10 protein-coding genes are annotated in these 13,307 nt (G+C 70.8%); 4 read left to right on the top strand and 6 right to left on the bottom strand.

All coding sequences use genetic code 11. The features are described 5' to 3' along the window. Positions 1-69 precede the first annotated feature (69 nt). From ACRWK7_RS08765 to ACRWK7_RS08755, 3 genes are all read right to left on the bottom strand, one after another. Positions 70-792, bottom strand: a complete 723-nt coding sequence (locus ACRWK7_RS08765) for a sugar transferase (RefSeq protein ID WP_431855825.1) — start codon at positions 790-792, stop codon at positions 70-72. After that, complete coding sequence (locus ACRWK7_RS08760) at positions 789-1,922, bottom strand: DegT/DnrJ/EryC1/StrS family aminotransferase (RefSeq protein WP_431855824.1); 1,134 nt, start codon at positions 1,920-1,922, stop codon at positions 789-791. The genes ACRWK7_RS08765 and ACRWK7_RS08760 overlap by 4 nt, the downstream gene beginning before the upstream one ends. Before the next feature lie 86 nt (positions 1,923-2,008). Next, complete coding sequence (locus ACRWK7_RS08755; protein ID WP_431855823.1) at positions 2,009-2,728, bottom strand: nucleotidyltransferase family protein; 720 nt, start codon at positions 2,726-2,728, stop codon at positions 2,009-2,011. 499 nt (positions 2,729-3,227) lie between these two features. Here ACRWK7_RS08755 and ACRWK7_RS08750 point away from each other — a divergent pair, with 499 nt between their 5' ends. After that, on the top strand, positions 3,228-5,498 hold the full coding sequence (locus tag ACRWK7_RS08750; RefSeq protein ID WP_431855822.1) for a GumC family protein: 2,271 nt from the start codon (positions 3,228-3,230) through the stop codon (positions 5,496-5,498). Positions 5,499-5,757: 259 nt separating this feature from the next. Here the strand turns inward: ACRWK7_RS08750 and ACRWK7_RS08745 are convergent, their stop codons facing one another. Next, positions 5,758-6,963: a glycosyltransferase family 4 protein gene (locus ACRWK7_RS08745; RefSeq protein WP_431855821.1), complete on the bottom strand. Its 1,206-nt coding sequence runs from the start codon at positions 6,961-6,963 to the stop codon at positions 5,758-5,760. A gap of 262 nt (positions 6,964-7,225) precedes the next feature. Between ACRWK7_RS08745 and ACRWK7_RS08740 the strand changes: the two genes are divergently transcribed. The 3 genes from ACRWK7_RS08740 to ACRWK7_RS08730 are packed head-to-tail and all read left to right on the top strand — an operon-like array spanning position 7,226 to position 10,522. After that, positions 7,226-8,584, top strand: a complete 1,359-nt coding sequence (locus tag ACRWK7_RS08740; RefSeq protein ID WP_431855820.1) for an O-antigen ligase family protein — start codon at positions 7,226-7,228, stop codon at positions 8,582-8,584. Continuing rightward, entirely contained in the window at positions 8,581-9,690 is a 1,110-nt protein-coding gene (locus tag ACRWK7_RS08735) for a choice-of-anchor Q domain-containing protein (RefSeq protein WP_431855819.1), read from the top strand. Before ACRWK7_RS08740 ends, ACRWK7_RS08735 begins: the two co-directional genes overlap by 4 nt. Before the next feature lie 43 nt (positions 9,691-9,733). Beyond that, positions 9,734-10,522: a hypothetical protein gene (locus tag ACRWK7_RS08730; RefSeq protein ID WP_431855818.1), complete on the top strand. Its 789-nt coding sequence runs from the start codon at positions 9,734-9,736 to the stop codon at positions 10,520-10,522. Here ACRWK7_RS08730 and ACRWK7_RS08725 read toward each other — a convergent pair. Then, positions 10,490-11,782, bottom strand: a complete 1,293-nt coding sequence (locus ACRWK7_RS08725; RefSeq protein ID WP_431855817.1) for a hypothetical protein — start codon at positions 11,780-11,782, stop codon at positions 10,490-10,492. The two genes, ACRWK7_RS08730 and ACRWK7_RS08725, sit on opposite strands and share 33 nt — an antisense overlap. Then, positions 11,764-13,119, bottom strand: coding sequence for a lipopolysaccharide biosynthesis protein (locus tag ACRWK7_RS08720; protein ID WP_431855816.1), 1,356 nt, complete (start codon positions 13,117-13,119; stop codon positions 11,764-11,766). The genes ACRWK7_RS08725 and ACRWK7_RS08720 overlap by 19 nt, the downstream gene beginning before the upstream one ends. Positions 13,120-13,307 lie beyond the last annotated feature (188 nt).

The following is a 13,307-nucleotide window of genomic DNA, read 5'->3' as shown; positions in this document are numbered from 1 at the left end:
GCCGCCAGTATTGTCTTTTGCGGCGCACCTTCTTATGGAAAAGAAGGAGCGGGCGGGCCGTGCGTCGGGCTAGTCCGGAAGCACAGCGCGGTTCTCCAGATTCCGGAAGCGGCGCAAGGTCTCTTCGGAGGGCAGGCCGATGCCGAAGACGGCGAGCACGCCGCGCACCAGCCACACCACGTCCAGCGGCAGGCTGCGGCGCGGGAAGTACTCCAGGTCGATGCGCGCCTTCGCGGGAAAGAGGACCGCGCGGTAGAAGTCGTGCGGATCGACGCCGTCCGGGAACAGGGCGCCCTCGTTGCGGAAATACACCTGGTTCGGGCCGAAGATGCCCGGCCGGTGGTCGAGCACGCCCCGGTAGATGCCCTCGAACCCGTCGGCGAAGTCCAGCGTCTCGGGGCGCGGGCCGACGATCGACATGTCGCCCCTCAGCACGTTCCACAGCTGCGGCACCTCGTCGATCTTGGTGCGCTCGAGGAAGCGGCCGACGCGGGTCATGCGGCGGTCGTTCTTCACCGTCACCGCCTTGCCGGTGGCGCCGTCGTGGAACTTGCGGAACTTGTACAGGCGGAAGATCCGCCCGTGCAGGCCCAGCCGGTTCTGCGCGTAGAGGATCGGGCCCGGCGAATCCAGCCGGATGGCCAGCACCACCGGGATCAGGATCGGCAGGAAGCAGACGATCCCGGCCAGCGCCACCACCACGTCGAAGACCCGCCGCAGCGTGGCGTCGGCCCGGCCGACGGCGCCGATGCGGGCCGGTGCCCGGTCGCGGACGTCGGACTCGCTGGTCATGCGGCGATCCCCTCGCGCTGGCTGGACAGGGCACGGGCCAGCGCCCGCACCACCGTATCGACGTCCGCGGCGTCCATCTTCGGGTGCAGCGGCAGCGTCAGCTCGCGGCGGGCGAACTCCTCGGTGCGGGGCAGGCTGACGCCGGGGAAGCGCTCGCGGTAGTAGGTGAAGTGGTGCAGCGGCGCGTAGTGCACGCTGGTCTGCACCCCGTCGGCGCGCAGCGAGTCCGCGACGCGCTGGCGATCCACGCCGTCCGGCAGCAGCACCGGCATGATGTGGTGGGCGGACGCCCGCGGCTCGGCGAACGGCACGGTGATGTCCGGGCAGTCGCGGGCCAGCCGGGCGCGGTACAGCCCGGTCAGCGTTGCGCGCGTGGCGTTCCACCCGGGCAGCTTGGCCAGCTGCACCAGCCCGATGGCGGCGCGCAGCTCGTCCATGCGGTAGTTGAAGCCGAGGTCCACCACGTCGTAGCCGCTGGCGTGGCCGCTCAGGCGCTGCTGCACGCTGGTGGTCATGCCGTGGCCGCGCAGGGTGCGCACGCGGTCCAGAACCGCCGGGTCGCGGGCGACGACGGCGCCGCCCTCGGCGGTGGTCATGTTCTTGTTGCCGTAGAAGCTGAAAACGCCGGCATCCCCGATGGTGCCGGCGCCCTCCACCCCCGCCGCATGGGCGGCGTCCTCGACGATCATGAGGCCGTGCGCCTGCGCGAAGGCGCGCCATCGCCCGGCGTCGGGCAGGTAGCCGGCGTAGTCCACCAGCATCGCCGCGCGGGTGCGCTCCGTCACCTTGGCCGCGGCGTCGTCCAGCGACATCAGCGGCAGGGCGGGGTCCTCGACGTCGACGAACACCGGCGTGGCGCCGACGTGCAGCACGACGTTGGCGGTCGCCACGAAGGTGGCGGACGGCACCAGCACCTCGTCCCCCGGCCCGATGCCCAGCGCGGCCAGCGCCAGGTGCAGGCCGGCGGTGGCGGAGCTGACGGCGACCGAGTCCGGCACGCCCTGGGTCTCGGCGAAGGCCTTCTCGAACGCGCGCACCCGGTCGCCCATGGTGATCCAGCCGGCGTCGATGACGGCGGCCAGGGCGGCCTTTTCCTCCTCGCCCAGCGAGGGCTCGGCTACCAGAAGCATGACGTCTTCCCCCCCAAGGGACTCACATGGATCGACTCACATGGATGGGGGACGGCGGGCCGACGCTCCACCGCCCCCGGACGGCGTCAGGCGACGGCCCTCGTCTCGAAGGTGGGCCACTGCTCGTCCCAGGCCATTTCCTGGACTTTCTGGAAGTCGTCGACGCGCCCGATGTCGAGCCACAGGCCGCCGTGCTGGAAGATGCTGACCGGCTCGCGCGCGGCCATCATGCAGGCCATCAGGTTGTCGAAGCCGAACGGCACCCCGTCGGGGATGTAGGGCAGGATCTCCGGCTCCATGCAGTACACGCCCATGCTGACCAGGTGGGTGAGCGTGGGTTTCTCCTGGAAGCGGGTGACCCGGTTGTTGTGCTCCTCGATGATGCCGAAGTCGGTCTCGATGGTGCGCCGCGCCGTGGCGATGGTCAGCTTGCCGCCCTGGCGGTGGTGGAAGTCGGCGAAGGCCCCGAGGTTCAGGTCGGTCAGCACGTCGCCGTTGATGACCAGGAAGGTCTCGTCCAGCTGCTCGCGCAGCAGGCGCAGCGCGCCGACCGTGCCCAGCGGCTCGTTCTCCTCCGTGTAATGGATGTTGACGCCCCACTGGCGCCCGTCGCCGCACACGGCGCGGATCAGGTGGCCGAGGTAGCCGGTGGTGATGTAGACGTCCTGCACGCCGTTGCGCCGCAGCCATTTCAGCAGAAGCTCGAGCACCGGCTTCGATCCCACGGGCATCAAGGGCTTCGGCAACACCGTCGTGTAGGGCCGGAGCCGCATCCCCTTGCCCCCGCACTGGATAACGCCTTTCATTCCTTTCCTCCTCTAGTGCCTCGACCAGCGACTTCTCGCACCCCCTGCCGGGAAAACCGTTCTGGCGGGGCACGGGCAAGCCGGCACCCCCACGAGGCGTCGGCGGGCATGTTATGTTATGCTTCGCAGGGGTGTAAACACGTTCCCTGGGTGTAAGCATAAGGCGCGTGGTGCGGGATTCAGCGACCTTCCGCGCCCGGATTTGCCGAAATAAAGAGGTAGCGAAAGGCTTGGCGCGCAGGCTTTCTGCCCCGATTTGCGCAGCGGGCGCGTCCGTGTATAGCCTCTTTTTACGTTTACACCGCGTTTTCAGCGGTCTTATGCTCATGGCGCTGGCAGGAGTGGAGGGCTTTCCGGGAATCGGCATCCGGAAGCGGCGCTCGGGCTGCGCGTGGCGGCCCGGGCGAATAAGAAAAAACGAAGCCGATGCGCGGCGTGCGCGGCCGCATGGCCTGCCGGCCAGTGCTGCGCCTTTCATGAATGGTGAAAGGGAATGGGTATGGATCAATATGAGATCGTGCACGCCGGCGTTCGGGAGACGGTGCCGCACGTCAAGGAAGGAAGCGCCCCCACCGGCGAGACGGACGCCGTCGCGGCCTTGAAGCGCCGCAAAGTGCTGATCGCGGTGCTGGTCGTCGTCGCCACGGTGGCGGCGCTGGCGGTGACCCGGCTGATGACCCCGCTGTACGAGGCGGAGGCCGGCATCATGTTCAACCCGCGCGAGCTGACGCTGATCGGGGCGACGACCCAGCAGGGCACCATGCTCCCGTCCGAGGAGACGGCGCGCAAGAACTACATCGCCATCGTCCGCTCGCGCGGCGTGGCCGAGGCGGTGGTCGACCGTCTCCAGCTCGACAAGCTGCCGGAGTTCAACCCGACCCTGCGCCCGCCGTCGCGCACCCAGGTGATCGTCGACGAGGTCCGCACCACGATCTCGGGCTGGCTCGGGCCGGTGCTGGACTACCTGCCGGACTCGATGCGCAAGACCGACACCAGCTGGCGCGACGGGGAGCTGACCGAGGAGCGCCTGCGCGACGAGATCATCAACCGCTTCCTGCGCCGGCTTGAGACGTCGTCCAGCGACGCCTCGCGCGTGATCGGCATCCGCTTCCTGTCCGAGGACAAGCAGCGCGCGGCGCTGGTCGCCAACACGGTGGCCGAGCAGTTCATCATCCGCAAGCGCGACCAGGAGCTGGCGGGCGCCGAGGTGCTGTCCCGCAACCTGACGCAGGAGGTCGCCGACCTCAACAAGGATATCCAGGACGCCGAGCGCAAGGTCGATGAGCGGCGCCTGGCGCTGGGCATCCATTCCGACGCCAGCATGAAGGCGCTCAACGACCGCATGGCCGAGCTGGGCCGCCAGCTCACCGCCGCCGCCGGCGAGCGCGTGCGCGCCGAGGCGGAGTTCGCCCAGGCGCAGTCGGTGCGCGGCGGCGGCGACGCCGGCTCGGCGGCGCAGGTGCTGGGCTCGCCGCTGATCCAGCGGCTGCAGGAGGCGGCGGCCGGGGCGTCCAGCCGCGTCGCCCAGCTGCAGCTGCGCTACAACGACCAGCACCCGCAGCTGATCGCCGCGCGCTCCGAGCTGCGCGACATCCGCGGCAAGATCGCCGAGGAGGTCGGCAAGATCCAGAACGCCCGCCACAACGCCGTCGCCATCGCCAAGGCCAACGAGGCGGGCCTGCGCCAGCAGATGGACCAGCTGAAGGCGCAGATGGCCCGCGCCAGCGAGTCCGAGGTGGACATCGCCGTGCTGGAGCGCGAGGTCGAGGCCAAGCGCACGCTGATGCCGCAGCTCACCCAGCGGCTCAACAACGCCAACGCGCAGATCGACTACCTGCGCAACCAGGGCGCCGACACCCAGGTGATCTCGCAGGCGGTGGTGCCGCGCTTCCCCAGCCACCCGCCGGTGCTCGCCATCATGGCGACCGCGGTGGTGCTGGCGGCCGGCGGCGGCGGCGTGCTGGCGGTGATGCTGGAGCGCGCCGACCACACCATCCAGAGCACCTCGCAGCTGCGCTCCATCACGCCGCTGCGCGTGCTGGGCACGCTGCCGGTGGCGCGCCGCCGCCGCCGCTCGCCCGCCCATTCGGTGGTGGAGGGCAGCGATTCGGCCTATCTGGAGCACCTGCGCACCATCGCGCTGAGGGCGGGGGCGGCCGGGCCGGCGCCGGTGAAGGTGCTGCTGGTCACCTCCTCGGTCTCCGGCGAGGGCAAGAGTACCGCGGCGTCCTCGCTGGCCCGCATGCTGGCGCTGTCCGGCCGGCGGGTGATGCTGATCGACGCCGACCTGCGGGCGCCGACCATGCACAAGGTGCTGGGCCTGCGCCGCAACCGCGGCCTGGCCGAGTTCATCCAGGAGGGGCTGGGGCTGGACGAGGTGGTGCAGCGCGACGAGGCGTCGGGCTGCGACGTCATCGCCGCCGGCCACTGCCGCGGCGCCTCGGCCGACGTGGTGTCGTCGCTGCGCATGCAGGAGCTGATCGGCCATCTGGCGATCACCTACGACACGGTGATCATCGACTCGCCGCCGGTACTGGCGGTGTGCGACGCGCACATCCTGGCCCGCATGGCCGACCGCACGATCATGATGGTGCGCTGGAAATCCACCCAGGTATCGACGCTGGTCAGCGCCCTGCAGCGCCTGTCCGACGACAACGTGCCGGTGGACGGCCTCGTGCTGTCGCAGGTGGACGGCAAGAAGTACAGCGTCTACGGCTACTCGGACTCGGAGATCTTCTCCTCGGGGTTCCGGAAGTACTACACGCACTGACGGCGGCACGGCCGGACGGAATGGGGAGCGGCGCCGGGCGCCGCTCCCTTTTTTCGTGGGTGTTCCTGCATTGGTTTTTCGTGGGGGGCCTGCGTCGGACCCCCCTCCTGACCTCCCCCCACTTCGCGGGGGGAGGAATATTGCTCCCTCCCCGCGAAATGGGGGAGGGATGGGGTGGGGGGGGTCGCCGCGAGCACGTCACACGCACAAAAAAAGCCCCCCTCCGCGAAGGAGGGGGGCTTTTTGGAAAGAGCGAAGCTTACGGCCGCCCGTCCATCCCGCTGCGCACCATGCCCGGCTGCAGCACGCCGTACGCCGGCGCCACGCGGTCGTAGAGCTGCATCAGCCGGGCCTCTTCATTGGCCCAGTTGAAGTGCGCCTTCACCGCCTCGCGGCCGCGGCGGCCCATGGCCTCGGCCTCCTCCGGGTGGTCGAACATCCACTGGATCGCCTGGGCGATGGCGTCGGGGTCGGTGCAGTTCACGCACAGGCCGCAGCGGTGCGTCTCGATCAGGCCGCGGTGGTAGGGGAAGTCGGCGGTGATCACCGGGATCCCGGCCGCCATGTACTCGTAGAGCTTGACCGGCTGGGTGTCGATGTAGTTCTGCGTCGGGTAGTACAGCGCCAGCCCGACCCGCGATTCGCCGAGCAGCGTCTGCACGCCCGCGCGGTCCACCCGGCCGCGGAACTCGACCCGCGGCCAGCCGGGCGAGGCCTCCATGTCCCGCTTCAGCGCCGACGTCTCGATGCCGCCGGCCAGCAGCATCTTCGCCCGCGGGTCGGCGACCCGGGCCATGGCGTCCACCATCTCCACCGCGCAACGGTCGGCGCATATGGTGCCGGCGAAGGCGACGCCGCGGCGCTCGGCGAAGGGCGGGGCGCCGTCGCCCTTGAACTCGGTGAACAGCGCGAAGTTCTGCACCAGCGCCGTCTTGTCCCTGGGGAAGCGCTTGGCGATGGTCGGCGTCGCCGCCACCACGCCGGACATGGTGCGTCCGGCCAGCCACTCCACCGCTTCCGCCAGCGCGGCGATCGGCGGGCGCAACGCCTTGGGGATCCAGGTGCGGGTCAGGATGTCGCGCGGCAGGTCCTCGTGCACGTCGTAGATCACCCGCTTGCCGAGCAGGCGCAGCACCAGCCCGCCGGGGATCAGCTCCGGGTCGTGGAAGTGGTAGACGTCGCCCCTCTGCCGCAGCCCGGCGGCGACCACCGCCGACGTCGTCTGGAGCAGGCGCCCGACGAGGCCGGAGCGGCGCTTCAGCGCCACGATGTCCACCTCCTGCCGGCGCACCGGGCGGCCGTCGTCGGTGAGATAGCGGTTGTCGGGGATCACCAGCGACACGTCGTAGCCGGCCCGCGCGAGGCCCGAACATTCCTTGGCGAAGATGCGGGCGTCGTCGGCCAGGTGCGTCGAGGTCAGGTGGACGACCTTGACGCGCTCCGGCGGCGAATGGCTGTCAGGCATGAGATCGTTTCCCCCATCATGGCGGAGCCGGGGCGCCCCCGGACACGGCTGTGTTATCTTACCGTACAACCGGGAAATCCCCGCAGGGAACCGCGCAAAAAGAGCAAACGCGCGCGCAGGCGCGCCGGATTTGCCCTCTTTGGAGGCACGGCGGCGGCGCCGCGCGGACACCCCTTCTTCTCTCTTATGGCGCGTTTACCGGCCGTCTTCGATAAGATAACATCGGCCGCTGTGCCCAACCGGCGACGAGGCGGGAGCGGATATGACGATGCACGTGCAGCTCGATCGGACCTATGGCATCCAGCGCCGCGCCGGCCCGCTGCCCGCCTTTCTCGACGACCTGCTGTCGATCGAGATGTGCTTCATGCTGTACCTGACCGCCGGGCGCTACAAGGCGCTGCCGGAGTTCGAGTTCCTGCCCGTCGATCCGACGATGTTCTTCTTCGTGCTGACGGTGGCCCTGATCATCCACAAGGTGGGCGCGCGCGAGATGCGGCTGCTGCCGCTGGACGCCCCCGACCTGCTGATGATGGGCTTCGTGGCGCTGGGCGTCGTCAGCGTCTTCTGGTCCAGCCTGGACCCGAAGAACATCGACAAGGCGTGGCGCTTCGTGCTGGCCAGCACCAGCGCCTACTTCATCGCCAGGATCCTGGTGCAGGACCCGGAGCGGCGCGACCGGCTGGTGCGGCTGCTGATCGGCTTCAGCGTGGCGCTGATGGCCTATTATTCCTTCCACCGCTGGGTCGTCGGCATCAGCATGTGGGAGCTGGAGAACACCGGCCGCATCCGCGGCAACAACTACCTGGAATACGGCGCGCACGCCGGCTGGATGTTCTTCGGCGCGCTGGCGATGGTGGTGTTCGGGCCGCGGAAATTGCTCATCCCGGCGCTGATCGGAGCGGTGGCGGGGCTGTTCCTGCTGACGCTGATCGGCGCGCGCGGCTCGCTGGTGTTCTCGGCGCTCGCCATACCGCTGGCCGGCGCCATGCTGGTGATCGGCCGGCGGCGGGAAGGCGGCGGCGTCCAGCGGCTCGTCGTGCTGCTGGTGGTGCTCGCCGTGATGGCCTGGGTCGGCTACGCCGCGCTGGTCGCCATCAAGGGCTTTAGCGAGGCGTCGGAGCAGCTCTACACGCTGGAGCGCCTGTCCGGGCAGATCTCCAACGAGGCGACCTATTCGATGGACATCCGCGCCGAAGGGCGCGACCTGGCGTTCCGGCGCTGGCTCGAGCTGCCGCTGTTCGGCTGGGGCCTCGGCGAGTTCCGTCTCCAGCTCCCCACGCTCGACTACCCGCACAACCTGATGCTCGAGACCCTGATGGAGCTGGGGCTGGCCGGGGCGGTGCCGTTCGCCGCGCTGCAGATCATCGCGCTGTTCGCCTGCCTGCGCGCGATCCGGAACCCGGACTCCTCCTGGATCGAGATGATGATCGCGTTGAAGTTCCTCACCGAGATCGTCTCGCACGCGAGCATCGAGGGTTACCTCGGCGACAACCGCATGTACTTCACGCTGATCGCCCTGGCGCTCAGCATCGGGCGGACCAAGCCCCAGGCGCCGAAATCCCAGACCCCCAAGCCCCAGCCTCCGGAGCCCCGCACTCCGAAGCCGGTGTACGTCCGATGATCGCCGAGCTGGCCTTCCACCTCTACGTCTCCGCCGCCGGGGTGGACGTCAACCCGGGCACCGCCGACCGGCCGGTGCGCAGCATCGCCCGCGCCGCCGAACTGGCCAAGCCCGGCACCGTCGTGCACGTGGCGCCCGGCACCTACGAGGGCGGCTTCCAGACCGCCGCCAGCGGCACCGCGGAGGCGCCGATCGTCTACCTCTCCGAGGTGCCCGGCGCGGCGCGCATCGTGCCGCCGGCCGACAGCCGCAAGCAGGAGGCCTGGGACAACCGCGGCGCCGACGTGGTCATCGACGGGTTCGAGATCGACGGCAGCGCGTACCGGGGCGGCAAACCCTGGCTGTTCGGCGTGTACACCACCGGCTCGCGCTCGGTGGTGCGCAACACGAAGGTGCACGACATCGCCCGCGACGCCGCGGCCATGCGCGCCGCCAACACGGGCAACCAGGGCGGCGCCGGCATCATGGGCGACAGCTACTACGGCGGCCTGGACATCACGATCTCCGGCAACACCGTCTACAACATCGGCCCGGCCGAGGTGAGCAGCAACTTGGTGCACGGCGTCTACATGGCGACGCGCGGGACGGTGCTGAACAACCTGATCTACCAGGTGGTCGGCGACGGCATCAGCACGTGGCACGACGCCACCGAGGTGAAGATCCTCAACAACACGGTGTTCCAGGCGCGCGGCGCCGGGATCCTGGTCGGCGCCGGTGATTTCTACAAGCGCAGCGGGCCGCACGACGGCTCGCGAATCGCCAACAACCTCGTCTACGACAACACCAAGGGCATCGAGGAGGGCGGCGCGGTCGGTACGCGGAACGCCTACACGCACAACCTCATCTACGGCAACCGCACCGACTGGCGGCTGCGCGTCGGCCGGGCGGAAGCGACGGTGGCCGCCGACCCGCGGTTCGTCCGCTACGACCGGCTGGGCGGCGGCGACTACCGGCTCGCCCCCGGCTCGCCGGCCATCGACGCCGGCACGCCGGCCGCGGCGCCCGCCACCGACCTGGACGGCGTGGCGCGGCCGCAGAACCGGGGCGTCGACATCGGCGCCTACGAGCGCGCCGGGCCCACCAAGACCTCCGCCGCCGTGCCCTGAGCAGCCCCCATCCACCACTGGCCCATTCACTATTGGAGGGACCATGAACGACATCCGTCCGCTCATCGAAGACTGCTGCGGCTGGAACCGGCGGACCTGGGCCGACGCCGTCTCCTTCGCGCTGTCGGCGCTGCCGAGCGACCTGAGCGGCAAGCGGGTCCTGGAGATCGGGGCCGGCAAGTACTCCTGCCTCGCCCCGGTGTTCGCCGCGCTGGGGGCGGAGGTGACCTGCTCCTATTACGGGCAGGCGCGCCACGCCATCGAGACCGGCCGCCTGCGCGAGGTGTCGCGGAAGTACGGCATCACCGGAATCACGCTGCGCGAGGTGGACATTCACGACTTCGTCGGCACCTACGACATCATCGTGCTGAAGTCGGTGCTGGGCGGCATCTGCCGCGGCGGCGACGTGGCGAAGATGCGGTCCATCGTCCGCGGCCTCGTCGGGCACCTCAGCGAGGACGGCGTGGTGCTGACCTTCGACAACGGCCATGTCGGCCCGTTCGCCAAGCTGAACAGCCTGCTGGGCGCCGGCCGCAACCGCTGGACCTACTTCCGGCGGGCGGAGCTGGACGACGTGCTGGCCGGCTACGAGCATGAGACGCGCGGCTTCGGCTTCCTGAACGTTGGTGCCGCCCGCTTCGCGCTGCGCCGCGACGTGGAGGCGCTGGAGGCGGTCAACGACGCCATCCACGCGGTGGATTCGGCGCTGCTGCGCCTGTTCGGCTTCCGCGAGCGCGCGGTGTACGGCACCGTCATCCGCAACCGCGCCGCCCGCGCGCCCGCCGCGGCGGCGGTGTCGTCAGGCAAGCCGCTCCTGTCGGGCGGGGTGTAGGGTGTTGGCGACGGGCTGCCCGTCCAGCAGCCCGGCGACCGCCCGGGCGACGGTGCGGTCGAGGTCGGGGATGAACGCTCCGTCCAGGTCGAACAGGGTGCGGAAGCGGTCGGCCTCGTAGCCGCCCGCGCGCACCGCCGCGTCGGTCGGCACGTACAGGCACGGGCCGGCGAGGTAGCCGGTGGCGATCCGCCCCGGCGGGAGGTGCGGCGCCAGGATCGGTCCCCACTCGCCGATCACCTCGCCGGTCATGGCGACGATTCCGCAGGCCGGGCCGAAGTCGAGGTCCACCAGATCGAGCGCGATCTCCGGCGTGCCGTGGAAGACCGAGGCGGAGCGGGCGTGGCGGTGCGTCAGCTCCGCATCCGCCGGGCGCGCCGCCTCGGCGCAGGCGACGGCGGTCGCGGCGAGCCGGTCGCCCCAGGCGCGGAAGGTTTCCGGCGTGAACCAGGGCACGTAGGGGTTGAAGGGCAGGGCGATGCGCAGGAACTCGTTCACCGTGCGCGGGATCGGGAACGGAATGTCGGCGATGGCCGACCCGGCGAAACCCGGCAGGTAGAGCACCGCGCAGCCGGCGCCGAACCGCCTGCGCAGATGGTCGCGCACGAGGCCGGGGAAGTCCGGCGACACCCGGTCCATGCGCGGGTAGCGGTTGGCGTGGCAGGCGAAGGACCAGACGACCGCGCGCACCGTTCCGCCGCCGTCGCGCAGCACGATGCAGCGCAGCGTCTGGTCGACGATGCCCTTTCGGTAGGGGGCCAGCGCGATCTCCCGCCCGAAGCGCAGGCGCCGCTCGCGGCGCAGCGCCGGATAGTCCAGCACCCAGGCCGGCTTGCGGCGGTTGACGTTGTAGGGGGCGTGGCGCTCGGCGGTGCCGGCGGCGACCGGCGCGGCCGGCAGCCGGCGGATGGCCTCGGCGACGCGCTGAACCACCATGTCGCGGTAGTCCGGGTCGAGCGCGCCGAGCTGCGGCACCTCCGCCGCCAGGGAAGGCGCGTTGTGGGTGTGGGTGGCGACCAGCACCAGCCGCTCCGGCGCCATGTCCGCCGCGGCGGCGATGGCGGCGTGCGTGGCGGCGCCGACGAACAGCGTGTCGAGGCTGCCCAGCACCACGCGCTGGCCGTCGTCGCCGATGAAGCCGGCGAGGTTCGCCTCCAGCGGCGCGTCGATCCCGGCGAAGGCGCGCGTGCGCGCCGCGAAGCCGGCCAGCGGGGCGGGGCGGGCCGGGGTGATATCGACGGTCAGGAAGCCGGCGCGCATCGGGCCTTGTCCTTCATCTCGTCGTGCCCGTGCTGGGCGCGCAGCCGCAGGATGGCCAGGGCGTTGAGGGCGAGCAGCGACAGGTTGGCGAGCACGCCGCCGGCGGTCAGCGCGGCGATGCAGGCGAGCGGCGACAGGTCCAGCCACCAGGACAGCGCCAGCGACCCGGCGATGAAGGTCAGCCGCGTCACCTCCCACGCCGCCATCCAGTGGTTGCGGCCGTAGATGTGCAGGCTCTCGGTGCCGTGCGCGGCGAGGCCGACGAAGCTGCCCAGCACCAGCACCCCGGCGTACTCCCCGGCCGTCGCCCAGGCCGGGCCGAAGATCCAGCCGAACAGCTCCGGCCCCCACCACACTAGCACCAGCGCCGGCGCCATGGCGGCGAGCAGCCCGGCGTTGAGGATCAGGAACAGCAGCCACAGCCGGCGCGGGTCCTCGTGCTGCAGGCGGGCGGCGTTGCCCCAGAAGACCTGGTTGACCGCCTGCCCGACGAAGGCCGTGGGCTGCCACAGCACGCGCGCCGCCAGCGATAGCTGCCCGTTCACCGCCAGACCGTACAGCGACGGCATGACGAGGCTGGGCACCTGCGCGCTGACCGCGCTGACCATGCTGGAGGGCGTGGCGACCAGCGGGAAGCGGCGGTACTCCACCGCGACGCCGCGCAGCCGGGCGGGGGCCAGGGCGCGCAGGCTGGCCGCGACGTCGGAGCGCGCGTGCCACGCGCCGCGCAGCATGCCCAGCGAGTAGCCGCCGATGTAGCCCAGGAGCAGGCTGGTGGCGTCCGTATGCCGCGCCGCCAGCAGGATCTGGCAGCCGACCACGCCGACCAGCGTGACGAAGCGCGCCTGCGCGACCACCGCGAACGCCTTGTGGCGGACCAGCCAGCTCATGGCGATCTCGTGCAGCGCGGTGACCGCCAGCGCGACCACCACCAGCACGACGTCCAGCACCGACATCGACAGCCAGCCGGCCAGCCACGGCTGCGCCAGCACGCCGATCACCGCGAACAGCGGCGCCGCGGCGAGGACGATCAGCAGGCACAGCGCCAGCAGGTCGCGGGCCTCCGCGTCCTCCTGCGGCAGCGGCAGCGCCCAGTTGAAGCGCAGCAGCGCCCAGGGCAGCAGCAGGTTGACCAGCGCGCCGAGGATGGCGAAGTGGCCGAACGCCTCCGGCCCGTACAGGCGGGTGAGCAGGGGCGCCGCCAGGAAGGCCAGCGCCTGCCCCAGGCCCACCGCGCCGGAGATCCGCATCACGTCGCCGGTGACGCGGCCGATGAACGACCCGTTGCGCCGGACGGCGCCGAACAGCCGCGCCGTCCCGTTCGCCAGCGTGTTCACCTGCGGCATCCTTTTCGTTGTCTTACCCAGAGCCAGAAGCGGTGCGCAGGATGCCACGCCGAAATCGGACGGCGGAAGGCGCCACGAGGGGCTACCCCGACCAGCCCCGTTCCCCGACGGCCATTCGTGCCTCTCCCTCCGTCGGGCCGGGGCACCCCTTCTGCGCGGTCTCTTACTCCAGCTTCTTT

The sequence above is a fragment of the Azospirillum sp. genome (assembly GCF_050789165.1).
Note: the sequence above shows the minus strand (reverse complement) of the source record. Positions and strands in the feature narration are given on the sequence as shown.